This window comes from Glycomyces rhizosphaerae (assembly GCF_042647865.1).
In the GTDB taxonomy this organism is placed as follows: Bacteria; Actinomycetota; Actinomycetes; order Mycobacteriales; family Micromonosporaceae; genus Glycomyces; species Glycomyces rhizosphaerae.
This window is the reverse complement of the sequence record NZ_JBHRWO010000021.1, coordinates 1-22,782: the sequence shown is the minus strand read 5'-3', so window position 1 is coordinate 22,782 and position 22,782 is coordinate 1. Positions and strand designations below refer to the sequence as shown.

At 69.8% G+C, this 22,782-nt stretch carries 15 protein-coding genes and 1 pseudogene; 8 read left to right on the top strand and 8 right to left on the bottom strand.

Features of this window, described 5'->3' with window-relative positions:
- Nucleotides 1-12: 12 nt before the first annotated feature.
- From ACFO8M_RS20400 to ACFO8M_RS20380, 5 genes and pseudogenes are all read left to right on the top strand, one after another.
- A pseudogene (locus tag ACFO8M_RS20400) lies at nt 13-1,962 on the top strand (terpene synthase family protein); the annotation flags it as partial.
- Between the two features lie 1,039 nt (nt 1,963-3,001).
- Nucleotides 3,002-3,796 carry a bestrophin-like domain gene (locus ACFO8M_RS20395; RefSeq protein WP_387978979.1) on the top strand — a complete coding sequence of 265 codons (795 nt, stop codon included), beginning with the start codon at nt 3,002-3,004 and terminating at the stop codon, nt 3,794-3,796.
- Nucleotides 3,797-3,877: 81 nt separating this feature from the next.
- Nucleotides 3,878-5,302, top strand: coding sequence for a family 2B encapsulin nanocompartment shell protein (locus ACFO8M_RS20390; RefSeq protein ID WP_387978977.1), 1,425 nt, complete (start codon nt 3,878-3,880; stop codon nt 5,300-5,302).
- Nucleotides 5,303-5,404: 102 nt separating this feature from the next.
- Nucleotides 5,405-7,585 (top strand): 4-hydroxy-3-methylbut-2-enyl diphosphate reductase, encoded by a 2,181-nt coding sequence (gene ispH, locus ACFO8M_RS20385; RefSeq protein ID WP_387978976.1) that lies wholly within the window; start codon nt 5,405-5,407, stop codon nt 7,583-7,585.
- 50 nt (nt 7,586-7,635) lie between these two features.
- Nucleotides 7,636-8,247 carry a DUF1349 domain-containing protein gene (locus ACFO8M_RS20380; RefSeq protein WP_387978974.1) on the top strand — a complete coding sequence of 204 codons (612 nt, stop codon included), beginning with the start codon at nt 7,636-7,638 and terminating at the stop codon, nt 8,245-8,247.
- A 63-nt stretch (nt 8,248-8,310) separates the two neighbouring features.
- Here the strand turns inward: ACFO8M_RS20380 and ACFO8M_RS20375 are convergent, their stop codons facing one another.
- The 4 genes from ACFO8M_RS20375 to ACFO8M_RS20360 all read right to left on the bottom strand — a co-directional run bounded on the left by ACFO8M_RS20375 (nt 8,311) and on the right by ACFO8M_RS20360 (nt 14,536).
- Nucleotides 8,311-9,465, bottom strand: a complete 1,155-nt coding sequence (locus tag ACFO8M_RS20375) for an alpha/beta hydrolase family protein (protein ID WP_387978973.1) — start codon at nt 9,463-9,465, stop codon at nt 8,311-8,313.
- Nucleotides 9,466-9,625: 160 nt separating this feature from the next.
- The gene (locus tag ACFO8M_RS20370; RefSeq protein ID WP_387978972.1) at nt 9,626-10,870 is read right to left on the bottom strand and encodes an MFS transporter; all 1,245 of its coding nucleotides are present in this window, start codon (nt 10,868-10,870) and stop codon (nt 9,626-9,628) included.
- 63 nt (nt 10,871-10,933) lie between these two features.
- A complete protein-coding gene (locus tag ACFO8M_RS20365; RefSeq protein WP_387978970.1) occupies nt 10,934-12,985 on the bottom strand; it encodes a molybdopterin oxidoreductase family protein in 2,052 nt (683 codons plus the stop codon).
- Nucleotides 12,986-13,120: 135 nt separating this feature from the next.
- Nucleotides 13,121-14,536, bottom strand: coding sequence for an MFS transporter (locus tag ACFO8M_RS20360; protein ID WP_387978968.1), 1,416 nt, complete (start codon nt 14,534-14,536; stop codon nt 13,121-13,123).
- A 194-nt stretch (nt 14,537-14,730) separates the two neighbouring features.
- Here ACFO8M_RS20360 and ACFO8M_RS20355 point away from each other — a divergent pair, with 194 nt between their 5' ends.
- Both ACFO8M_RS20355 and ACFO8M_RS20350 read left to right on the top strand, forming a co-directional pair.
- Complete coding sequence (locus ACFO8M_RS20355) at nt 14,731-15,648, top strand: ABC transporter ATP-binding protein (protein WP_387978966.1); 918 nt, start codon at nt 14,731-14,733, stop codon at nt 15,646-15,648.
- Entirely contained in the window at nt 15,645-16,748 is a 1,104-nt protein-coding gene (locus ACFO8M_RS20350) for an ABC transporter permease (protein ID WP_387978964.1), read from the top strand. The genes ACFO8M_RS20355 and ACFO8M_RS20350 overlap by 4 nt, the downstream gene beginning before the upstream one ends.
- A gap of 129 nt (nt 16,749-16,877) precedes the next feature.
- Here the strand turns inward: ACFO8M_RS20350 and rsmI are convergent, their stop codons facing one another.
- Nucleotides 16,878-17,729 (bottom strand): 16S rRNA (cytidine(1402)-2'-O)-methyltransferase, encoded by an 852-nt coding sequence (gene rsmI / locus ACFO8M_RS20345; RefSeq protein WP_387978962.1) that lies wholly within the window; start codon nt 17,727-17,729, stop codon nt 16,878-16,880.
- A gap of 262 nt (nt 17,730-17,991) precedes the next feature.
- On the opposite strand from rsmI, the gene ACFO8M_RS20340 reads away from it, so the two are divergent.
- On the top strand, nt 17,992-18,666 hold the full coding sequence (locus tag ACFO8M_RS20340) for a restriction endonuclease (RefSeq protein WP_387978960.1): 675 nt from the start codon (nt 17,992-17,994) through the stop codon (nt 18,664-18,666).
- A 78-nt stretch (nt 18,667-18,744) separates the two neighbouring features.
- On the opposite strand, the gene ACFO8M_RS20335 is transcribed toward ACFO8M_RS20340, so the two are convergent.
- The 3 genes from ACFO8M_RS20335 to ACFO8M_RS20325 form a co-directional block, all read right to left on the bottom strand.
- Nucleotides 18,745-20,220: a trypsin-like peptidase domain-containing protein gene (locus ACFO8M_RS20335; protein ID WP_387978958.1), complete on the bottom strand. Its 1,476-nt coding sequence runs from the start codon at nt 20,218-20,220 to the stop codon at nt 18,745-18,747.
- A 154-nt stretch (nt 20,221-20,374) separates the two neighbouring features.
- Nucleotides 20,375-21,883: a sensor histidine kinase gene (locus ACFO8M_RS20330; RefSeq protein ID WP_387978956.1), complete on the bottom strand. Its 1,509-nt coding sequence runs from the start codon at nt 21,881-21,883 to the stop codon at nt 20,375-20,377.
- Nucleotides 21,880-22,599: a response regulator transcription factor gene (locus tag ACFO8M_RS20325; RefSeq protein WP_387978954.1), complete on the bottom strand. Its 720-nt coding sequence runs from the start codon at nt 22,597-22,599 to the stop codon at nt 21,880-21,882. The genes ACFO8M_RS20330 and ACFO8M_RS20325 overlap by 4 nt, the downstream gene beginning before the upstream one ends.
- Between the last annotated feature and the right edge of the window lie 183 nt (nt 22,600-22,782).

Here is a 22,782-nt window from a genome sequence, read left to right as displayed (position 1 = left end):
ATAGGGAGAGCTATGGCCGAAAATCACCCGTTCGAGCTGCCCGTCTTCTACCTTCCCTATCCGGCCCGCCTGAATCCGAACGTCGAGGGCGCCCGCGCCCACGCACGGGTCTGGGCCAAGGCGATGGGGATGCTCGACGCCCCGGCCGAAGGCGGCGGCGTCATCTGGGACGAGGCCGAACTCGACCGGCACGACTACGGCCTGCTGTGCGCCTACACCCACCCCGACTGCGACGCGCCCGCGCTGGACCTGGTCACCGACTGGTACGTGTGGGTGTTCTTCTTCGACGACCACTTCCTCGACGCGTTCAAGCGCACCCGGGACTCCAAGGGCGCCAAGGCGTACCTCGATCGCATCCCGCTGTTCATGCCGCTGGACCTCGGCCAGACGCCGGAACCGGAGAACCCGGTCGAACTCGGCCTCGTGGATCTGTGGCAGCGCACCGCGCCCGCGATGTCGATGGGCTGGCGGCGGCGCTTCCTCGTGAGCACGATCAACCTCCTGTTCGAGTCCCTGTGGGAGCTCACGAACATCACCACCGACCGGGTCGCGAACCCGATCGAGTACATCGAGATGCGACGCAAGGTCGGCGGCGCCCCCTGGTCGGCGGGCCTGGTCGAGTACGCGGTGGGGGCCGAGGTGCCGGACGAGGTCGCGGCCTCGCGGCCGCTCGAGGTCCTGCGCGACACCTTCTCCGACGCGGTGCACCTGCGCAACGACCTGTTCTCCTATGAGAGGGAAGTCCGCGACGAGGGCGAGAACGCGAACGCCGTCCTCGTCTTCGAGCGGTTCCTGGGGACGGAGACGCAGCCGGCGGCCGAGCTCGTCAACGACATCCTCACGTCGCGCCTGCACCAGTTCGAGAACACCGCGCTCACCGAGATCCCGGTGCTGTGCGCGACCGAAGGGATCACGCCACCCGAGCAGCTCGCCATCGCCCTGTACGCCAAGGGGCTCCAGGACTGGCAGGCCGGCGGCCACGAATGGCACATGCGGTCCAGCCGCTACATGAACGACGCGGCGGGCCGGGTCCTTGGCGGCCCCAACGGGATCGGGACGTCAGGGGCCCGCATCGCCGCGTCCGGCCTGAAGCAGCACGTTCGCGAGCCGTTCCGCAAGGTCGGGCCGATGACGCTGCCGGAGATCCACCTGCCGTACGAGCTGCGGCTCAACCCGGGCCTCGAGCAGGCCCGCCGCCACGGCGCGGACTGGGCGACGGCGATGGGGTTCCTCGCCCCCGACCCGGCGCTGCCGGGCTCGGGCCTGTGGCACCGCGAGCAGTTCCTCGGATTCGACTTCGCGCTGTGCGCCTCCGGCATCGACCCCGATGCGACGCAAGGGGAACTCGACACCGCATCGGACTGGCTCGCCTGGGGCACCTACGGCGACGACTACTACCCGGCGGTGTTCGGCCGCGGCCGCAACCTCGCCCCCGCGCTCGCACAGCACCAGCGGCTCCTGGAGTTCCTGCCGCTGGACCTCGGGCCGGTCCCGGCCCCGGTCAACCCGGTCGAGAAGGGCCTCGCCGACCTGTGGCGGCGCACCGCCGCGCAGTTCGACGAGCGGGCCCGCGCCGAGTTCAAGGACGCCGTCACGGTGATGATCGAGTCGTGGCTGTGGGAGCTGCACTCGGAGAACCAGAACCGGGTGCCCGACCCGGTCGACTACGTAGAGATGCGCCGCCGGACCTTCGGCTCCGACCTCACCATGGCACTCGCGAGGCTGAAAGCCGGACGCCGAGTGCCGGACGCGGTGTTCGAGTCCAGGCCGATCCGGGCCATGGAGACCGCCGCGATGGACCAGTCGACGCTCCTCAACGACCTCTTCTCCTACCGCAAGGAGACCGAGTTCGAAGGCCAGATCGCCAACGCCGTGACCGTGGTCGAGGAGTACCTCGGCTGCGGGCCCGCGGAAGCGATGGACGTCGTCAACGCGCTCATGACCGCCCGCGTCGAGCAGTTCCGGTTCCTCGCCGAGACGGAACTGCCGCCGCTCGCCGAGGAGCTCGAACTCGACGCGGCGGAGCAGCAGGCCCTTGACTCGTATGTAGAGGATCTGCGGAACTGGAACGCGGCGATCCTCCACTGGCATCGCGAGACCTCCCGCTACGTCGACGACCAGTTGCGGCCGCTGTCGCTGGCGGGACCGGGCACGACGGGAGGCCCCCGGGCCTTCCCGAAGCGGCCGGGCGGCTCCGAGACGGCCCTGCCGCAAACATTCGCCGAAGCGGACCGCGAGCAGGCGTCCGAGACTCCCGAGGAGTTCCGGCTGCCCGCGACGGCGACCGCCGGACTGCGGCCGCCGTCGTGGCGCGACTACCTGCCGGCGCGGCCCGAGACCGCCGCTCCGCCGCCGATCGCGAGTGCGAACGCGAACATGGCGACCATCAATCGCTTCTTAAGCGTCGCCGAGTCGTCGTCCGCGTCCGCGGCGAGCGCGACCTCCTCCTCTTCGACCGCGAGGGCTTCGGGCATCGGCCCGGGATCCGCGGGCGGCGCGGCGGTCTCGCTCGAAGACGGTTCCTCCGCTGGGGTCTCCTCAGCGGAGGGCCCGGGCGAAGGGGCGGGAGGCGACGGCGAGAGCGGAGTGGCGTGCGAGGGCGTGGGTTCCAGTTCCGGTTCCGGTTCCGGTTCCGGCAGTGAGGGTTCGGGTGGGGTGGGCTCGGCGGGCGGTGACGGGCTGGGAGGCGGCGACGACGGGCTCGAAGTCGGGGGCGCGGAGGGCTCCGGGTCCGGGCATTCCAGCAGGGGAGGCAGCTCCGGCAGGTCGACCACCGGCAGTTCGATGCAGATCTGGAGTTGCAGGCCTGCGTGCGCCGACAGGTTCTCGGGCCCGACCTCCGGCTCCGGTTCGGAGGCCAGCGCGAGGCCGGAGAAGAAGGTCAGCCCCACCGCCGCGATGACCAAGGCCACTAGGCGCCGCACGTAACCCTCCAGGGAATTTTGCGTTGTTCATCACGATTCATACTCAATATTCTGCTTTACGAAGTCTGGTGAGATCAATGCCCATCTGGTTGCAAGGACTGCTCTTCACTCTTTCGATAGTCGCGGTGGCCTGCGTGGTCGTCGCGCTGCTGCAGAGGTTCGCGCCGCCGACCGACCGCGCCCACAACAACGAGCTGGGCACGACGATCTTCGAACTGCTCACGGTCCTGTACGCGATCGTGCTGGCATTCGTGCTCATCACCGCTTGGGAGAACAAGAACGAGGCCGGGCAGGTGACCTACCGGGAGGCGAACGAGCTGGTCGACGTGTACTGGTCGGCGGCCGCGCTCACCCCCGAACAGCGCGACCAGGTGCGAGAAGCCGTGCGGGCCTATACGAACGAGGTCATCGACAACGAGTGGCCCGCGATGCGCGACCAGGAGCCGGTCACCTCGGAGGGCCTGATGCTGCTCGACGCGATGCGGGCCCCGGTCGCGGGCGCGCAGACCGATGACGACGTGACGCAGTCGCGGCTCGACGCCACGCAGAGCGGCATCCTGACGATCTCCGAGCACCGCACCGAGCGCCTGTTCGCGGCCCAGAGCGGCCTCAGCTCGGCAATGTGGACGGTGCTGGTGCCCGGGGCGATCCTGGTGTTCGCGGTGATGCTGACGCTCGGCACGCCGACCAGGAAATACCAGTTCATGCTGGTCGGCCTCATCTCCGGCATGGTCGCGCTGATGCTGTTCGCGACGTACCAGCTCGAATACCCGTTCAGCCGGAGCGGGGCGACCGATCCGGTGGCGTACGAGACCGCGATCGAGCGGTTCGATGAGATAGATGCGAATTATGCGCAAGATCCACTCTTTTGAGTGATTAATTGGTGTATTCACCCTAAAGATTAATATACTGCTAGACGAGCCTTAACCGCCTCAACGTGAGGAAGTGTGAGCATGACCGACTCTGTCGTCGACAGCACCCCCGCCATTCCCCAGCAGTCCGCGAACGGACAGCACCCGCAGACCAGTCTCAGTACCGCCGCAGCCCGGAATCTCGCCACCACCACCAAGTCCGCCCCGCAGATGCAGGAGATCACCTCCAGGTGGCTCCTCAAGGTCCTGCCGTGGGTGCAGACGCAGGGCGGCGCGTACCGGGTCAACCGGCGCCTGACGCACACGGTCGGCGACGGCCGCGTCGAATTCACCACCGAGGGGGACGCCGTCCGCGTCATCCCCACCGAGCTCGGTGAGATTCCGCAGCTGCGCGGCATCGATGACGAGGAAGTGCTGGGAGCGCTGGCCGACCGCTTCGAGCAGCGCGAGGTCCAGGCCGGGGAGCACCTGGCGCAGGAGGGCCGGCCGGTCGACGGCCTGCACCTGATCGCCCACGGCCGCGTCGAGCAGTTCGGCGCCGGGCCGTTCGGGGACCAGTCCTCGCTCGGGCTCATGGTCGACGGCGACCACTTCGGCGACGAGGTCCTCGTCGAGGACGGGCCCGTCTGGGACCACGACGTCGTCGCCGCCACCCCGGTCACGGTGCTCACGCTCCCGGCCGCCACGGCGGCCGAGCTGGTCGAGCGCATGCCCGAGCTCGCGGCGCACCTGGAGCGCTTCAAGGCGACCCGGTCGGCGAAGGCCAACAGGCACGGCGAGGCGGCGATCCACGTCGCGGCGGGCCACACCGGCGAGCCGGACCTCCCGCGCACGTTCGTGGACTACGAGCTGGCGCCGCGCGAGTACGAGCTGTCGGTGGCGCAGACGGTGCTTCGCGTTCACACCCGCGTCGCGGACCTGTACAACCAGCCGATGAACCAGATGGAGCAGCAGTTGCGGCTCACCGTGGAGGCCCTTCGCGAGCTGCAGGAAGACCAGATGGTGAACAACAAGGAGTTCGGGCTCCTGCACAACGCGGCGCTGAACCAGCGCATCCCCACCCGCTCCGGTCCGCCGACCCCGGACGACCTGGACGAGCTCATCAGCCGCCGCCGCAAGCCCGAAGTCCTGCTCGCGCACCCGAAGGCGATCGCCGCGTTCGGCCGCGAATGCACCAAGCGCGGCATCTACCCGAGCACGGTGGACTACCACGGGCACCACATCCCGGCGTGGCGCGGCATCCCGATGCTGCCGTGCAACAAGATCCCGGTCACCGGGGCGCGCACCACGTCGATCCTCTGCATGCGGACCGGCGAGGCCGAGCAGGGCGTCGTCGGCCTGCACCAGATCGGGCTGCCTGACGAATACGAACCCGGGCTCTCGGTGCGGTTCATGGGCATCGACGAGAAGGCCGTCATGTCCTACCTCGTGAGCGCCTACTACTCCGTCGCGGTCCTGGTCCCCGACGCGCTCGGCATCCTCGAGCACGTCGAGATCGGACGCTGAGAACTCCGGGCGGCCGCCTGCGCACCATGGCGACCGCCCGGGCCCCTGCTCCATGAGCCCCAACGCGTTCCCAGCAGACCCCGCCGCCCAGGGAGGCCCCGCATGACCGTCCTGACCGACCAGTACACCGCCGAACGCGAGGCCGTCGACGCCGGGCTCCGCGCCGCCGCCGACCGGCTCCCCGCCCCGGCCGCCCGCATCGCGGCCTACCACTTCGGGTGGACCGACACCGCCGGCTCACCAGTCCAGGCCAACTCCGGCAAGGCTCTGCGCCCGCTCCTGACCCTGTTGGCCGCCAAAGCGGTCGGCGACGGGGAGCGCTGGCGGCAGGCCGTGCCCGCCGCCGTGGCCGTCGAGATGGTCCACAACTTCTCCCTGATCCACGACGACATCATCGACCACGACAGCCTGCGGCGACACCGCCCGACCGCATGGAAGGTCTACGGCGTCAACGACGCGATCCTGGTCGGCGACGCCCTCCACGCGCTCGCGTTCGAGATCCTCGCCGAGACCGGCGGCGACCGCGTCCCGGCGGGCACGGGCCTCCTCGCGCAGACCGTGCGGGCCCTGATCGAGGGCCAGCTGGCGGACACCCGCTTCGAGGGCCGCGACCGGGTCGAACTCGCCGAGTGCATCGCGATGTCCGAGGCCAAGACCGCTTCCCTCATGGGTTGCGCCACCGCTCTCGGCGCCCTCTTCGGCGGCGGCACGGCTCAGCAGGTGGACGCCTTGCGGGACTTCGGTTTCCGCCTCGGGCTCGCCTTCCAGCATGTGGACGACCTCCTGGGGATCTGGGGCGACCCGGCCGTCACCGGCAAGGCCGTCTACTCGGACCTGCGCAACCGCAAGAAGTCCCTCCCGGTGACCGCCGCCCTCGGCTCCGGGCACCCCGACGCGCCCGAGCTCGCCGCGATCTACAGCGCCGCAGGGCAACTCACCGAAGCTGAACTCACCAGGGCCGCCGACCTCGTGGAGGCCTGCGGCGGCCGGCACGCCAGCCGCCACTCGGCCGAGACGCTCACCGAATCGGCGACCGGCAGCCTCCTCTCGGGCGGCCTCCGGGCCGAGGCCGTGGAGGAACTGTCCAGGCTGGCCGCGAGCACGGTCGACAGAGCTAATTTATGGCGCGCAGGCTTCGCCAACGCGGGCAGATTCATGGCATGCAAGCTTCGCCAAGGGGGCCGATTGATGGCGCGCGACCTTCGCCAAGGGGGCGAACCAATGGCTAGCAAGGTTCGCCGAGAGGCGGCCCGCCGCCGGGTGCTCCTCCCGGCGCCGCGGTCGTTCTGCGCCGGGGTGGAGCGGGCGATCGAGATCGTCGAGCGCCTCCTCGAAGAGCACGGCCGTCCTGTTTACGTGCGCAACCAGATCGTCCACAACGCGCACGTCGTCGCGGACCTGGAGTCGCGCGGAGCGGTCTTCGTCGGCGAACTCGACGAGGTCCCCGACGACGCGCTCGTGGTCTTCAGCGCCCACGGCGTGGCCCCGGCGGTGGAGCGGGAGGCGGCCGCGCGCGGCCTCGACGCGGTCGACGCGACGTGCCCGCTGGTCGCGAAGGTCCACGCCGAGGCCAAGCGGGCGGCCGACAACGGCGACACGGTGATCCTCATTGGACACGAAGGTCACGAGGAGGTCGTGGGCACCATCGGTGTCGCCCCGGAACGGACCCTCCTGGTCGAGAGCGCCACCGAAGTCGCGGCGCTGCAAGTCCCCGACCCGGCGAGACTCACCTACCTCAGTCAGACGACCCTCGCGGTGGCCGAGGTCGAGGCCATCGCCGAGACCCTGAAAGGGCGCTTTCCTGCGATCAAAGGCCAAGGCGCCGAGGACATCTGCTATGCCACGAGCAACCGCCAGGCGGCCGTCGCCGCCGTCGTGGACGAGGCGGACCTCGTCCTGGTGGTCGGCTCGGCGAACTCCTCAAACTCGAACCGCCTGGTGGAACTCGCCAGGAACGCGGGAGTCACCGCCCACCTGATCGAGGACGCCGACGCGATCGACCCGATCTGGCTGAGTGAGGCGAGGACCGTTGCCGTGACGGCTGGAGCCTCGGCACCACCGCGACTCGTCGACGAAGTAGTGCGGGCCCTGGCCGAGCTGGGCCCGATCGAGATCATCGAACGGGCCGTCACCCGCGAAACCCAGGAGTTCCTACTCCCCCAGCGCCTCAGGGCCTCAGGCGGTGGCCCGCGCCTACTCGGTGCCTCCGCGTCAGGGCACAGCGGCCACACCGACACCTCCGAACGCGTCGAGGAGATCCTGCGCGACCGCGATCGTTCCTAAGCGTCGGAATGGCGCGGCCCCGGGCCAGCTCGCCCCGATACGCTGCCCGCATGACCGTGAACCTTCCTTCGCTCCCATTCGAACTCGAATGGGAAGACGCCGTCGAACCCCCGAGCTGGCAGGTCACCGACACCGGCCTCGAAGCGACCGCCGCGGCCAAGACCGACTGGTACGTCCACGCCCCCGACCCCGCGAACCACGCCCCCGCCAACGGCGCCCGCCTGCTCGGCCTGCCGCCGGAGGGCGACTGGCAGTTCAGCGCCCGCATCACCGTGGACTTCAACGGCAAGTACGACGCGGGAACCCTCTTCCTCCTCGCCGACGAGACCCACTGGTCGAAACTCTGCTTCGAGTACTCGCCGGACGAGCAGGGCATGGTGGTCTCGGTCGTCACCCGCGGCGTCTCCGACGACGCCAATGCCTGGAACGTGGAGGGCGACTCGGTCTGGATGCGCGTCAGCCGCATCGGCGAGGGCTTCGCCTTCCATGCCTCCTCCGACGGTGAGCGCTGGGAGTTCGTGCGCTGCTTCGGTTTCGGAGTGGATGCCCCGGTCAAGGCCGGCTTCGGCGTCCAGGCTCCCGAAGGCGAGGGCTGCAAGGTCGCCTTCGACCGCATCGCGTTCACCTCAGCAACCCTCCAGGACCTCCGCAACGGTTCCTGACCTCGTTCCCGCCTTGGAGCCCGGCCGCGCAAAGCGCGGCCGGGCTTTCGGTTTCCTTGCGGCCTAAGGGTTGTGGAAGACCAGCTCGGGCCAGTCCTCGCTCGGGCCTTCGAAGACCGGCTCGTCTTCACCGCGCAGGTGGGCCTCGACGAAGCCCGTGACGAGGGCTCGGGAGATCTCGTTGCTGCGGAAGCCGTCGAGCTCGTCCTGGTTCAGGCCGGCCTGCTCGCCGAGCGGGCCGAAGTCGGTCATCGAGCTGTGGGTGGTGCCGGAAACCGAGATCCAGCGCTTCCAGCCTTCGAGCTTCTTCCAGGCGCAGTCCCAGCTGTCGTCCTGACCGGGGCTGCCGTGGTCGTCGCCGCCGCCGACCATCATGAACGGCCGATCCAGTGTGCGGGGGGAGAGTGCGAAGAACGTGCCATCGAGGTTGAACCCGGCGTCGAAGCGTTCGTCGGCGAGCATCACGCGGTGGCTGCTCGCGCCGCCGATCGAGTGGCCGCCCACGGCAATGCGATCGGCATCGATGTCGAGCCTTTCAAGGACCGACGAGTCGTCCCCGGCATCTTCGCCGGTGAGCTCGTCGAGCACGAACGACAGGTCTTCGGCCCGGTTCGGCACCAGAGTGCGGACGTCGAGGTCCTCCTGCCGGCAGGTGAGGCACTCAGTGGTGCGCCCGTCGGGGAAGGTGATCGGCGCTTCATGGTTGTGGCCGACCGCGGCCACTGCATAGCCCTGGCTCGCCAGCTCCTCGGCGAGGCCGGTGAGCGTGGCGCGCGGAAAGGAGAAGCCCGGCGAGAGCACCACGAGCGGCAGGGGATCGTCATCGTCGATCGGCTCGGCGTCGACGACCGAGTTCGTCTCGACCGAGGCGAGCAGCTCGCCCGGCAGTTGCAGCTGTGCGCCGAACAGCTCGGCTTCCTCGGCGGTCATGTACGGCGCGCTCGGGCCGTCCGTCTCGTCTGTCGGGTACCACATGGTCACCATGAGCTCCCGGTCTTCCTCGGGGACCCACACATCGGGGCGGCCTTCGTCGATCAGGTGGAGTTGCGTGGTGCCGGTGGCGAACTCGCCGCCGGGGGCGGGGATGGCCAGCGCTTGCTGCGCGGGCTGCGGGTCTTCGGCCTCGGCGTTCGCCTCGGTCATCGCGAAGACGCCGGCGCCGGCGGCCAGTGCCGCGGCGGTCGTGCCGAGCAGGGCGCGTTTGAGGTGTCGCTGCAAGTCAAGCTCCTGGTCTCGATGGGAGTGGTCGGCCCGGTCGCCGTGCGGGACCGGGCCGCCATTCCACCGTAGAAGCGCGGGTGCCCGACCCGCCTGGGTCTTTTGTCCGAACCATCTCGGTCTTTGGACCGATATCGGCGGGCGGTCTTCCGGCCGAAAGTCAGGGTGCCGGGACGGGTTCGGCTGGGACGGGCCGGGTGCGGGCGGCCCAGCGGGCCGCCGCCGGGACCAGGATTCCGGCCGTGGCGAAGCAGGCGGCCATGATGAGCCAGCCGGGCCAGCCCAGGCCGATGACGGCCACGGACAGGACGGCGGGGGCGACGATGTCGGCCACTTGGAAACCGGTGTTGTACAGCCCTTGGTACTGGCCTTGCGCGTGGTCGGGTGCGAGTTCGTACGAGAGGCCCCAGCCGCCGGCGGCCATGTAGAGCTCGCCGAAGGCGTGGACGGCGGCTCCGGCGACGAGGATCGCGGCGGCCGTCCAGGCGGGCCAGCCGGCGCTCAGGGCGTAGAGCACGCAGGCGCCGGCGAGGAGGAGCCCGCCGAGCCGTTGGGCGCGTGCGGCTCCGGGAACGGTGGCGCTGCCGCGGCTGGTGCGCACCTGGAGGGTGACGATCATGATGGTGTTGACGACGAACAGTGCGGAGACCACCCAGGCCGGGGCTTCGGTGCGTTCGAGTACCCACAGCGGAATGGCGACGTTGGAGATGCCGAAGTGGATCGTCAGGACCGCGTTCAGCACGGTGAGGGCGAGATAAGGGCGGTCGCGCAGGGCCGCGCCCATCCGTTCGCGCTTCGAAGCGGGCTGGGCGGCCACCGACGGGACCCGGAGGTAGAGCAGGGCGCCGAGCGCGGTGACCGCGCCGGTCGCCGCGATGACAGAGGCGTAGGCGGCGTCGGTGTCGAAGAACAGGGCGATTCCGGCGAGGGGGGAGCCGACCATCCAGCCGACGTTGGTGACCACCCGCAGGTAGGCGCGGGTGCGGACGCGCTGCTCGGGCGGGACGCTGCCGGCGATGAGGGCGCCGCGCGAGGCGTGGAACGCCGACTGGCCGACCGAGGCGAGGCTCGCGACCGCCACGAAGACCGGCCAGCTGGAGGCGAGGAAGTACAGGTTGACGGCGCCGGCCCCGACGAGGCCGAAGACGATCGTCATGGTGCGCGGGCCGATCCGGTCGGCCAGGTGCCCCATCGGGACGCCTGCGAGCAGGCCGACGCACGCGGCGATCGTCAAGCCGGTGCCGACCTGCCACGGGGACAGGCCGACCGACTTGGTGAAGAACACGACCGAGGCCGTGATGAACAGGCCCCGGCCGATCGACGAGGGGAAAATCGCGAGCGTCAGCGCTCGCGCGGGCCCTGGATCCGGGAGGAGCGACCGCAGCCGGGGGGAGAGTGTCGGCACTTCGAAACGCTAGCACCGGTTCCAGGTTTGCACCAGTTCGATGATGTTGGGGCCGAGGCGTACTCAGGGCCTCGCGGCGGGGGCGATCTTGACGGCGCAGACCTTGAACTCGGGCATGCGGCTGATCGGGTCGAGCACGTCCGAGACCGCGGCGTTGGCGTTGGCCGCGCCGGGGAAGTGGAACGGGCTGAAGACCGTGTCGGGCCTGATGTCGACCGAGAGGCGCGCGGGTGCGGTGTAGGAGCCGCGCCGCGAGGTGATGCGGACCCAGTCGCCTTCGCCGATGCCGTGGCGCACAGCGGTATCGGGGTGGATCTGGAGGAACTGCTCGCTGTCCGGGGTGCCGCCGAGGGACTCGATGAGGCGGGTCTGCGCGCCCGACTGGTACTGGGTGAGGACGCGGCCCGTGGTCAGGTACAGCGGGTAGGAGCGGTCGCGGCGCTCGGCCGGGTGGCGGTGGTCGACGGCGATGAACTTGGCGCGGCCGTCGGGGGTGTTGAACTTGAAGTCGGCGAACATGCGCGGCGTGCCCTCGTGGTCGGGGCTCGGCACCGGCCACTGGAACGTGCGTTCCTCAAGGCGCTCATAGGAGACGCCGGAGTAGTCGGCCTTGCCTCCGGCGGAGGCGCGGCCGAGTTCCTCGAAGATCGCCTCCGGGTCGGTCGAGTAGGCGCCGGGGGCGTCGAGCCGGGCGGCGAGCTCCTTCATGATCCACAGGTCCGAGTGGACGCCGTCGGGGGCGCCGCGGAGGGACTTGCGCCTGATGATGCGGCCTTCGAGGTTGGTCATGGTGCCGTCCTCTTCCGCCCACTGCGTGACGGGCAGGACGACCTCGGCGAGCCGGGCGGTCTCGGACATGACGAAGTCGAACGAGACGAGGCAGTCGAGGGCCTTGAGTCGGTCGGCGACGCGCGCGGCGCGCGGGGCCGAGACGACCGGGTTGGAGCCGAGCACGAACAGCATCTTGACGTCGTCGCCGCATTTGCGCAGCAGCTCGACGGCGGAGACGCCCGCGCCCGGAATGGTCTCGGGGTCGACGCCCCAGACCGCGGCGACGTGCTCGCGCGCGGCCGGGTCGTTGATCATCCGGTAGCCGGGGAGCTGGTCGGCCTTCTGGCCGTGCTCGCGACCGCCCTGGCCGTTGCCCTGGCCGGTGATGCAGCCGTAGCCGGAGCTGGGCTTGCCGGGCAGGCCGAGGGCGAGGGTCAGGTTGATCCAGGCGGTGACGGTGTCGACGCCCTTCGCGTGCTGCTCGGAGCCGCGGGCGGTGAGGACCACGGTCTTCTTGCCGGCCATGAGGCGGGCCGCCGCGTACAGGTCCGGCACGCTCACACCGGTGATGCGCTCGACGAACGCGGGCCAGTAGCCGGCGGCGGTCTGGCGGACCTCGTCGAAGCCGTTCGTGTGCGCCTTGATGTAGTCGTGGTCGAGGTAGCCCTGCTCGATCGCGATGTGCAGCAGGCCGTTCGCCAGCGCGAGGTCGGTGCCGGGGGCGGGCTGGAGGTGGAGCTGGGCCTGCTCGGCGGTGGCGGTGCGGCGGGGGTCGATGACGATGAGCTCGGCGTCGGTGAGGAACCGCATGAGCGGCGGCATCGTCTCGGCGGGGTTGGCGCCGACGAGGACGATCACGTCGGCGTCCTGCAGGTCCTCTTTCGGGAAGGGCAGGCCGCGGTCGATGCCGAAGGAGCGGTTGAGGGCCCCGGCCGCCGAGGACATGCAGAAGCGGCCGTTGTAGTCGATGTGCTTGCTGCCCAAGGCGAGGCGGGTCCACTTGCCGAGCTGGTAGACCTTCTCGTTGGTGAGGCCGCCGCCGCCGAAGACGCCGACGGCGTCCTTGCCGTGCTCGTCCTGGATCGCGCGGATCCGGTCGGCGACGTGGTCGAGGGCGGTCTCCCAGGAGACGGGTTCGCCGTGCAGGAGCGGGGTGGTGAGCCGTTCGGGGTGGTCGAGGAGCTCGGGCGAGGTCCAGCCCTTCTTGCACATGCCGCCGCCGCGGGGCGAGGCCGTGACCTTGCCTTCCGTGTCCTCCTCCAACCGCATGCCGCACTGCAGCGCGCAGTACGGGCAGTGGGTGTCGGCGGTGCGGAGGACGGGGAGGGCGGCGCGAACGGTCATGCGGCGAGTGTGACCGGGAGTCGTTTCGGCGTCACGTGAGCAATGTTTCCGGAATGCTAAGTGGCCCGCAATCGTCCGTTCGGGACGATTGCGGGCCGCAGTGTTGACACGGCGACTCTGCCGCGTTCGGGTGGGTCAGACCTTGGCGTGAGCGAGGCTCGGGGCCCGCTCGACGAGGACGGTGCGCTGGTAGCACCACCAGTTGAGGACCAGGAAGACGGCGTAGCCGCCCACGAACACCCACATGGCGGTGACGACCGAGCCGGTCTGCTCGTTGGCGATGCGGAAGCCCTGGTTGATGAGGAACCCGCCGAAGGCGCCGATGGCCGAGATCCAGCCGAGGGCGGCGGCGGTGAGCTTCTTGGCCTTCACCACGTCGGTCTCGCTGGCCTCGCCTCCGGCCGCGGCGGCGGCCTCGGCCTGGAAGATCGCCGGGATGGACCGGTAGGTCGAGCCGTTGGCGACGCCGCTCATGAGGAACAGCACCATGAAGGAGGTGAAGAACAGTGCGAACGATCCGGTGTTGATGCCCCAGATCGCGCCCATCGCCCCGGCGCCCATCAGGATGAAGGAGGCGCTGGTGATGGGGGCGCCGCCCACCTTGTCGGCGAGCCAGCCGCCGACCGGACGGACGACCGAGCCGACGAGCGGGCCGAGCGCGGCGATCCACAGCGACTGGAACTCGGGGAACTCGATCTTGATGACCAGCGGGAACGCGAACGAGTAGCCGATGAAGGAACCGAACGTGCCGATGTAGAGGACGCTCATGATCCAGGTGTGCCTGCGGGTCAGCGCGGGCAGCTGCTCCTTGATCGGGGTCCGGGAGACCGACAGGTTGTCCATGAAGCGCCAGGCCATGACCGCGGCGAAGATGCCGAGGACCAGCCACAGCAGCGGCACGTTGTGCAGCCAGATCTGCTTGCCGGCGGGGTTGACGCCCTGCGAGGCGCCGATGACGCCGAGGGCGATCACGAACGGGCCGATGAACTGGACGGCCGGGACGCCGATGTTGCCGCCCGCGGCGTTGATGCCGAGGGCCGAGCCGCGGTGGCGCTCCGGGTAGAAGTAGGAGATGTTCGCCATCGAGGAGGCGAAGTTGCCGCCGCCGAACCCGGCGGTGATGCCCGCGGCGATGAACAGCCAGTACGGAGTACCCGGCGTCATCAGGCAGTAGGCCAGCAGCGCGGTCGGGATGATCAGCAGGGCCGCGGAGATGATGGTCCAGTTGCGTCCGCCGAAGACCGCCACGGCGGCGGTGTAGGGGATGCGCAGGAAGGAGCCGACGAGGTTCGGCACGGCGGTGAGCCAGAACAGCTGGCTCACGGTGAAGTCGTAGCCCGCGGCCGCCAGATACGGGGTGATGATGCTGAACATCACCCAGACCGAGAAGCCCAGGTGCTCGGCGAGGACGGACCAGATCAGGTTGCGCCTGGCGACCTTGCGCCCCGTCGACTGCCAGAAGGCCTCGTCGTCAGGACGCCAGTCGCTGATCCAGCCCTTGCGGGCACCGGTCGGCTTCTCAGCCGTCGTTTGCGTCAGAGTCGTTGTCATGCGCCCTACATTCACGGAGCGTCATTGCCTGGACGTGCGGCGACTGTTCCTCAGCGATGAAGTTCGCCTCACGGTTCTGTTACGGAGGGTGTGAAAGGCGCGGGAGATGCGCCCACGGGCGTACGCGCGGGGGACGTCTACACCCGTAAGGCGAGAACCCCGTCACAACAGCCCATGGCATAGCGTTAGCGCCTATGGACGCCGCCATTGAGGTCGCCGACCTCCGCAAGACCTACCGCGGCCGCAGGACCGGTGAGATCCGCGCGGTCGACGGTGTGAGCTTCCGCGTCGAGCGCGGTGAGTTCTTCGGGATCCTCGGACCCAACGGGGCCGGGAAGACCACGACCCTCGAGATCGTCGAGGGCCTGCGCAAGCCCGACTCCGGGACCGTGCGCCTGCTCGGCCGCTCGCCGTGGCCGCACTCCCCCGAGCTGACCGGCCGCCTCGGCGTGCAGCTCCAGGGGTCGGCGTTCTTCGAGTTCCTGACCGCGAGGGAGCAGATCGAGACGTTCGCCGAGCTGTACGGGGCCACGAAGGCCCGCGGCGCCGAGATGCTCGAGCTGGTGGGCCTCGCCGAGCACGCGAACGTGCGCTGCGAGAAGCTCTCGGGCGGCCAGCAGCAGCGGCTCTCGATCGCGTGCGCGCTCGTGGGCGACCCCGAGCTGGTGTTCCTCGACGAGCCGACCGCGGCCCTGGACCCGCAGGCGCGGCGCAACCTCTGGGACCTCATGCGCGCGATCAACGCCGACGGCCGCACCGTCGTCCTGACCACGCATTACATGGAGGAGGCCGAGGCGCTCTGCGACCGGGTCGCCATCATGGACTCCGGGAAGATCAAGGCCGTCGACTCCCCCGCCGGGTTCGTGCGCGCCCTCGACGCCCCCACCAAGGTGACCGTCGCGGCCGGGCAGCTCAGCGACGAACGCGTCAAGGAGCTCGCGGCCGGCGAGACCGTGACCACGGGCGAGACCACGGTCGTGTTCGAGACCCGCGACCCGCGGAAGCTCTTGACCGCTCTGGCGTCCGACGGGGCCCTGGAGGGCCTGTCGGTGCGCACGGCGAACCTCGAAGACGTGTTCTTGCACGTGACCGGACGGGAGTGGCGGGGATGAGCCTCGATACGGCCGAAGTGCGCGCCGAGCGGCGGCAGGGAACGGGCGGCAAGGCGTACCTGAGCCTGTTCAAGGCGCTGGGGCGCGGGTGGCTGCGCGACCGCAGCCAGATCTTCTTCACGATCCTGCTGCCGCTGATGTTCATGGTGCTGCTGGCGAGCGTGTTCGGTTCCGGCGACACCGCGGCCTCGCGGGTGGTGGCGGTCGGCGACGTGCCGGTGCTCGAAGGCGCGGACCCGGACGACTTCGCCGTCACCGAGGCCGCCGACCTGGACGCGGCGCTGGCGATGCTGCGCGACGGCGACGCGGATGCGGCGGTGGCCCAGGACGGCACGACCGTGCGGATCTATCCGTCGGCGACGAACTCGACCTCGGGCGCGATCGCCGCGGGGAACCTCTCGGCGATGATCGACGACGTGAACGTCGAGGTCCTCTCGGCGGCGGCGCCGGGCGAGCCGGTGCTGACGACCGAGGTGGAAGAGGCCGACGGCGGGGCGCTCAAGCCGATCCAGTACCTCGCGCCGGGCATCCTGGCGTGGGGCGTCGCGATCGCGGGCGTGTTCGGCGCGGCCGGGACGATCGTGGACTGGAAGCGCGACAAGCTGCTGCGGCGCCTGCGGCTGACGCCCGCTTCGGTGCGGACGTTCCTGGGCGCGAAGGTCTCGGTGAACCTCGTGGTCGCGGTCGGGCAGACCGCGGTGTTCCTCGCGGTGGCGGCCCTGGCCTTCGGGCTGCAGCTGTCGGCGTGGACGTGGTTCGCGGTGCCGCTGGTGCTGCTCGGAACGCTCGCGTTCCTCGCGATCGGCGTGGTCATCGGCGGCATCGCCCAGACGAGCCCGGCCGCGGCGGGGCTGAGCAACCTGGTGACGATGCCGATGGCGTTCGTGTCGGGCGCGTTCTACCCGCTCGCGCTCTCGCCCGAGTGGGTGCAGGCGATCTCGTACCTCTCGCCGATGCGGTACTTGAACGAGGCACTGCAATCGGTCGTGGTCTACGGCGAACCGCCGAGCGCGGTCCTCCCCCAGATCGGCTTCCTCGCGGCCTTCGCGGCGATCATCGCCCTCATCTCGTGGAAGACCTTCAAGTTCGACGAACTCTGAGCATTGCTCACCTCGTGTTCGAACCGGAATTGTCGGCCCCCAGGAGTACTTTTGCGTCAGGGGTCCCTTAGGGGGTATATATCCGCTTATTTGCGGATATTTGGCTTCTTGGCTAGCACATGATGCCGCTCAGTCCGCTTTGAGAACCGCGTCGTAGACGTCTCTTCGGCTCACGCCGTAGCGGAGAGCGACTTCTTTCATCGCGAGTTTGCGGTCGGTGCCCGCCGCTTCCAGAGCGGCCACCGCGGCGGCCATCGCCTCGGGGGTGGCCTCGCTGGCGTCCGGGCCGGTCCAGCCGGAGATGACCAGGGTGATCTCACCGCGCGGCGGGTCCGCTTGCGCGCCTTCGGCGAGCGCGCCGAGGCCGCCGTGGCGGACTTCTTCGTGGGTCTTCGTCAACTCGCGGCAGAGGGCCGCGGGCCGGTCGTCCCCGAAGGCCGATGCCATGGCGCGCAAGGTCTCCTCGACACGCCGAGGTGACTCGAAGAACACCATGGTGCGCTTCTCCTCGGCGAGCTCGGCGAACAGGCGCCGCCGCTCACCGTCCTTGCGCGGCGCGAAACCCTCGAAGCAGAACCGGTCGCAGGGCATCCCCGAGAGTGCCAGCGCCGTCGTCACCGCGCTCGCGCCCGGCGCGCAGGTCACCGCGATGCCGGCGTCGATCGCGGCCTTGACCAGGCGGAATCCCGGGTCCGAAACCGAAGGCATGCCGCCGTCGGTGATGACGGCGACCCGCTTTCCATCGTACAATTGTTCGATAAGACCAGCCGTCTTCCCCGCCTCGTTCGCCTCGAAATACGAGGTGATCTGCGCAGTGGGAACGACACCCAGTTCACTCAAGAGCCGGCGGAGCCGCCGGGTATCCTCTGCGGCGATGACGTCGGCGCGGGCCAGCTCGGTCCGGAGCCGAGACGAGGCGTCCTCTGGATTTCCCAGGGGCGCACCGAGAAGCACCAGAACGCCCGTTGAAGATGTCGACATCCGGCCAGTATCCCCCACTGCCTGCGGCGGGGTCCCGGCTCGGTGAGTGTGTCGCGACGGGCCGCACATGCAAGCTGCCGGGCCATGCTGTCGGGTACCGGACATTGCCCTTACGCGTGAGCGAAGGGTAACGGATACTCATAGTCATGGCGACGCTTGCGAGCCATGCACGCTGACATCACATGCGACATACGCCGGCCCGCCCCCAGCGAGCTTGCGAGCCGTAATTTTGCTGAGCCCTCTGAACCCAGTGGAGGCCGCCATGTCCGTGTTCATCAGAGCGGGAGCGGGAATCGCCGTTCTCATCCTCGGCTACTTCGTTCTCGGATTCATAGCGGACCACTGGGCATGGTTCGCGTCGGTAGCGATCCTGTTGGGCGGCACGGCCCTCGCGGGGTGGATCCTGTTCCGCAGCCGCGGCCACGAGCACCGCGACCGCGCGGTGTCCATCGAACGCCAGGCGCTCATGCGCAGCGTCGACAAGATGAACATCCCGGCCTTCGACGCGATGGCGGGCCAGCTGCTGGTCGGCCTGGACGCCAAGCGCGTCAAGAAGTTCGGGCACCGCAAGAACGACCTCGGCTGCAACTTCGTCGTGACCTTCACCAACGGCCAGCGCATCATCGTGCGCGCCAAGAAGGACGACAAGACGATGCGGCGGCGCAACGGCAACCGCCACGTCCAGATTCTCGGCGGCGAGATCAAGGCCCGCTGGGACTGCGACGCCGGCGTCCTCATCACGAACGCGAACCTGCATTGGATGCACCACGCCGCGCGCAACGAGGCCGTGGCCGCACAGCTGGGCGTCCTCATCGTCGACCGCGACCGCCTCGCGGAGTGGATCGACACCGGCGAGGCCCCGGCGCAGCTGCGCCCGGTCCGCGCCGCGCTGCAGGCGAGCGAGAGCACCGCCCCGCAGGTGAGCGCGTCGCAGTGAACGCCACTCGGTTCGGTTGTCCCTGAACACGAATGCGGCCCCGAGCCTGAGGCTCGGGGCCGTTTCGCGTCGGTGTGTCTAAGCGCCGGCGAGGGTGGCCGAGGCTTCGGCCTCCTGCCCGTCGCGGGTGTAGGTGATGACGACCTCGGTGCCCGAGGAGGTGCCCTGCACCGCCGCGACCACTTCGGACGCGCTGGTGACGGCGTTCCCGTCGATCGCGGTGATCACGTCGCCCTCCTGGAGTCCGGCCTGCGCGGCCGGGGAGTCGGGTTCGACGCTGAGGATCATGGCCCCGTTGCCGTCGGTGTCGGCCACCGAGACGCCGAGGTAGCCCTGCTCGACCGAGCCGTTCTCGATGAGCTGCTGGACGGTGTTCTGCACGGTGGTCGACGGGATGGAGAAGCCCAGGCCGATCGAGCCGGAGTCGGTGGTGGCGATCGCGGTGTTGATGCCGATGAGTTCGCCGTCGCCGTTGACGAGGGCGCCGCCGGAGTTGCCGGAGTTGATGGCCGCGTCGGTCTGGATGAGCCCGCTCAGGGTCGAGCCGGACTGCTGGCCGCCTGGGGACTGTTCGCCGGAGACGGTCATGGAGCGGTCGAGGGCCGAGACGATACCGGTGGTCACGGTGCCTTCGAGGCCCAGCGGCGAGCCGATCGCGACGGCGACGTCGCCGACTTGCACGGACGCGGAGTCGGCGAAGGTGATCGGCGTCAGGTCGTCGACGCCGGAGACCTGGATGACCGCGAGGTCCTGGGTCGCGTCGGTGGCGACGATGGAGGCGTCGGCGGTGGTGCCGTCCGAGAAGCGGACCTCGACGGTCTGCGCGCCGTCGACGACGTGGTTGTTGGTGACGATGTAGCCGTCCTCGGAGTAGACGACGCCCGAGCCTTCGGCCGCGTCGGTCACGATGGTGACGACGGAGGGGCTGACCTTGTTCACGATCTCCGTGTAGGTCATGCCGGATCCGGCGTCCATCGACACGGACTGGACGGTGGTGGTGCCGCCGTCGCCGTCGTTGAGGAACCAGCCCGCGATGCCGCCGGCGCCGCCCGCGATCAGGGCGAGTGCGAGCGCCCCGGCCACGAGTTTGCCGCGGCCGCCGGGCCGTCGCGGAGGGCCGACGGGTGCGCCGGGCTGCCGGTACATCGGCGGGACCGGTGCGCCGGGCTGCCAGGCGGGCGCCTCGCCGGGCGCGGCCATGTAGGGGGCCCCGGCGGGAGCGGGGGCGGGGGCGCCTGCGGGTGCCCCCGCGGTCTGCAGGACGCGGGTGTGGTCGCTCGGCGGGGGTGCTGCCGGTGCGGCGCCGGGGACGTTCGCGTCGGCCGGGTACGGCTGGGCGGCGTCGGGTGCCGGGTTCGGGTTCGGGCCGCCGATGACGGCGCCCGCGGCGGGCGCGCCGCTCGGGGGCAGGCTCGCGGCCGGCTGGGCGTCTTCGGGCAGGAACGCGTCGTCTGCGGAGGCGGCCTGTTCCGAGGCGGCGTCAGGGGTGCGAGGCCCTTCGGTGCCCTGCGGTGCGGTCCCCTCGGGGCCCTTGGTGCTCTCAGTGCTGCTCATGTAAGGCAGCATGCAGGGCTCAGCTCTCGGCCCGCTGCAAAAACGCCTTAAAACCCTTTAATGATCCGAGACGCGGGCGCACTGGTCAGAGCGCTCGGAGATGCGGCCAGGGGCGCGGAAGGCATCGATGAGCTTTAAAGCTTTCAAAGCTTCGCTATTCGGCGTCGGCGGGCTCGGCGGGCTCGGCGGTGAGGATGACGGTGAAGGTCGTGCCCTCGCCGGGTTCGGAGGCGACTTGGACGGTTCCGCCGTGGGCCTTGACGATTGCCGCGACGATCGCGAGGCCGAGCCCGGAGCCGGGGTGGGCGACCGAGGCGGAGCGGTAGAAGCGCTCGAAGACCCGTTCGGCGGTCTCGTGGGTCATGCCGGGCCCGTCGTCGGCGACGGTGAGGCGCACGGTGGCGTCCTCGGCGGCGACCTCGACCGTGATGTGGGTGCCGGCCGGGGTGTGCCGGACCGCGTTCGACAGGAGGTTGTCGAGGACCTGCCGCATGCGGGCCCGGTCGGCGGCGACCACCGTGGAAGCGCCTGGGACGCAGGTGAAGCGGAACTCGTAGTCCTCTGACATGACGGCGTGGGCCGCGACGGCCTCGTGGCCGAGGACGGCGAGGTCCACCGGTTCGGTCTCGACCGGCCGCTCCTGCCCGAGGCGGGCGAGGTGCAGCAGGTCGCCCACGAGCAGGCCCATGCGCTTGGCGGCCTCCTCGATCTGCCCGATGTACTGCTGCCGGTCGGCCTCGGGCATCTGCGGGTTGGTGCGCACGAGTTCGGCGTAGCCGCGAACGCTGGTCAGCGGGGTGCGCAGTTCGTGGGAGGCGTCGGCGATGAACTCGCGCATGCGCTCCTCGGAGTCGTGCGCGCGTTCCTCGGAGTACTCGCGGGCGCGGATGGCGCCCTCCACCTTGGTGAGCATCGAGTTGATGGCGCGTCCGACGCGTCCGACCTCGGTGTTCGGGTCGTGGTCGGGCACGCGCCGCGAGTAGTTCCCGGCGGCGATCATGGCCGCGGTGTTCTCGATCTGGCGCAGCGGCGAGAGGCTCGCGCGCACCAGGCCGACGCCGATCGCGGCGAGCCCGGCGAGGACGCCGGCGCCGATGAGGAGGTCGACCCAGACGAGCCCGGCGACGGTCTTGTCGAAGTGGGAGAGTTTGTACGACAGCACGTAGTAGGAGTCGGGGTCGAGGTCGTGCTCCTCGGGCTCGTAGTCGGCGTTCTTGCTGCCGACCTCGGAGCCGGGCAGGCCGAGGACCCGCCAGCGGGTGACGCCGTCGGCGCTCAGCGCGGTGAACGCCTCGCCGTCGGCCGCGGCCAGGCGCTCGTAGTCGAAGACGGGGTAGTCGTCGCGGTCGCCCGGCCGGTCGAGGCGGTTCCCGGTCGGGGAGACGAGGCTGAAGATGTACTGCTCGGGCCGCAGCCCGGGAGTGTCATCGCTGTCCTCGAAGATCTCGTTGCCGAACGTCGCGGGGCTCCAGCTGGTCAGCTGGGTCTCCAGCTCCTCGTCGACGGTGCCGAGGAAGTAGGAGTGCAGTGCGAGGATCGTGGAGACGCTGATGAGGATGAGGGAGCCCGCCACGAGGACGAGCACGGCCGCGGTGAGCCGAACCCTCAGGGGCGTGCGGTCCCACTTGTCCCGGACGCCTGCGAGTACGCGCGGTGCGCTCAACGATGCTGCTCCCGCAGGACGTAGCCGATGCCCCGGAGGGTCTGGATGAGTTTGGGCTCACCGGTGTCGACCTTGCGGCGCAGGTAGGACACATAGGACTCGACGATGCCGTCGTCGCCGCGGAAGTCGTAGCGCCACACGTGGTCGAGGATCTGGGCTTTGGAGAGCACGCGCCCGGCGTTGATCATGAAGTAGCGCAGCAGCTTGAACTCGGTGGGCGAGAGCTGCACGGCCTTGCCCGAGCGCCAGACCTCGTGGGTCTCCTCGTCGAGTTCGAGGTCGGCGTACTGCAGGCGCGAGGGCCGGGGCAGTTCGCCGGAGGAGCGGCGCAGGACCGCGCGAATGCGGGCGACGACCTCTTCGAGCGCGAAGGGCTTGGTGATGTAGTCGTCGCCGCCGACCGACAGGCCGGTGACGGTGTCGGCGGTGTCGTCGCGGGCGGTGAGGAAGAGCACGGGGGTGTGGTCGGAGCCCGAGCGCATCCGGCGCACGACCTCGAAACCGTCGAAGTCGGGGAGGTTCACGTCGAGCACGACCAGGTCGGGGCGGTGACGGGCGATGGAGCGGAGCGCTTCGTCACCGGTGCCGACGGCGTGGACGGCGAAGCCGGCGTAGCGCAGCGACGTGGCCAGCAGCTCGCAGATGTTCTCTTCGTCCTCGACGACGAGCAGGGTGGCCTCGGTCTCGGCGTTCGGCTGGCTAGTCGAAAGCGGCATAGGCCTCTCACAGGTTCGGCGATCAAGCGCAGGTCACGGGTGGTTTTGAAGCATACGCCCAGACCCCGGGCGCGCCAAGCGGTCCGGAGACGGCTCACGGCGGCCTCTAGTCCCAATGCCGTTCAGTTAGTGGGGTGGTCGGGTTGTCAAGCCTGGTCTCGCCCGGTAGGTATGGAGCAAGGG

Bases quoted from the DNA above. Each gene is read 5' to 3' on its own strand.
- ACFO8M_RS20395 (WP_387978979.1), top strand. From the start codon at position 3,002: ATGCCCATCTGGTTGCAAGGACTGCTCTTCACTCTTTCGATAGTCGCG.
- ACFO8M_RS20390 (WP_387978977.1), top strand. From the start codon at position 3,878: ATGACCGACTCTGTCGTCGACAGCACCCCCGCCATTCCCCAGCAGTCC.
- ispH (WP_387978976.1), top strand. From the start codon at position 5,405: ATGACCGTCCTGACCGACCAGTACACCGCCGAACGCGAGGCCGTCGAC.
- ACFO8M_RS20380 (WP_387978974.1), top strand. From the start codon at position 7,636: ATGACCGTGAACCTTCCTTCGCTCCCATTCGAACTCGAATGGGAAGAC.
- ACFO8M_RS20365 (WP_387978970.1), bottom strand. From the start codon at position 12,985: ATGACCGTTCGCGCCGCCCTCCCCGTCCTCCGCACCGCCGACACCCAC.
- ACFO8M_RS20360 (WP_387978968.1), bottom strand. From the start codon at position 14,536: ATGACAACGACTCTGACGCAAACGACGGCTGAGAAGCCGACCGGTGCC.
- ACFO8M_RS20355 (WP_387978966.1), top strand. From the start codon at position 14,731: ATGGACGCCGCCATTGAGGTCGCCGACCTCCGCAAGACCTACCGCGGC.
- ACFO8M_RS20350 (WP_387978964.1), top strand. From the start codon at position 15,645: ATGAGCCTCGATACGGCCGAAGTGCGCGCCGAGCGGCGGCAGGGAACG.
- rsmI (WP_387978962.1), bottom strand. From the start codon at position 17,729: ATGTCGACATCTTCAACGGGCGTTCTGGTGCTTCTCGGTGCGCCCCTG.
- ACFO8M_RS20340 (WP_387978960.1), top strand. From the start codon at position 17,992: ATGTCCGTGTTCATCAGAGCGGGAGCGGGAATCGCCGTTCTCATCCTC.
- ACFO8M_RS20335 (WP_387978958.1), bottom strand. From the start codon at position 20,220: ATGAGCAGCACTGAGAGCACCAAGGGCCCCGAGGGGACCGCACCGCAG.
- ACFO8M_RS20325 (WP_387978954.1), bottom strand. From the start codon at position 22,599: ATGCCGCTTTCGACTAGCCAGCCGAACGCCGAGACCGAGGCCACCCTG.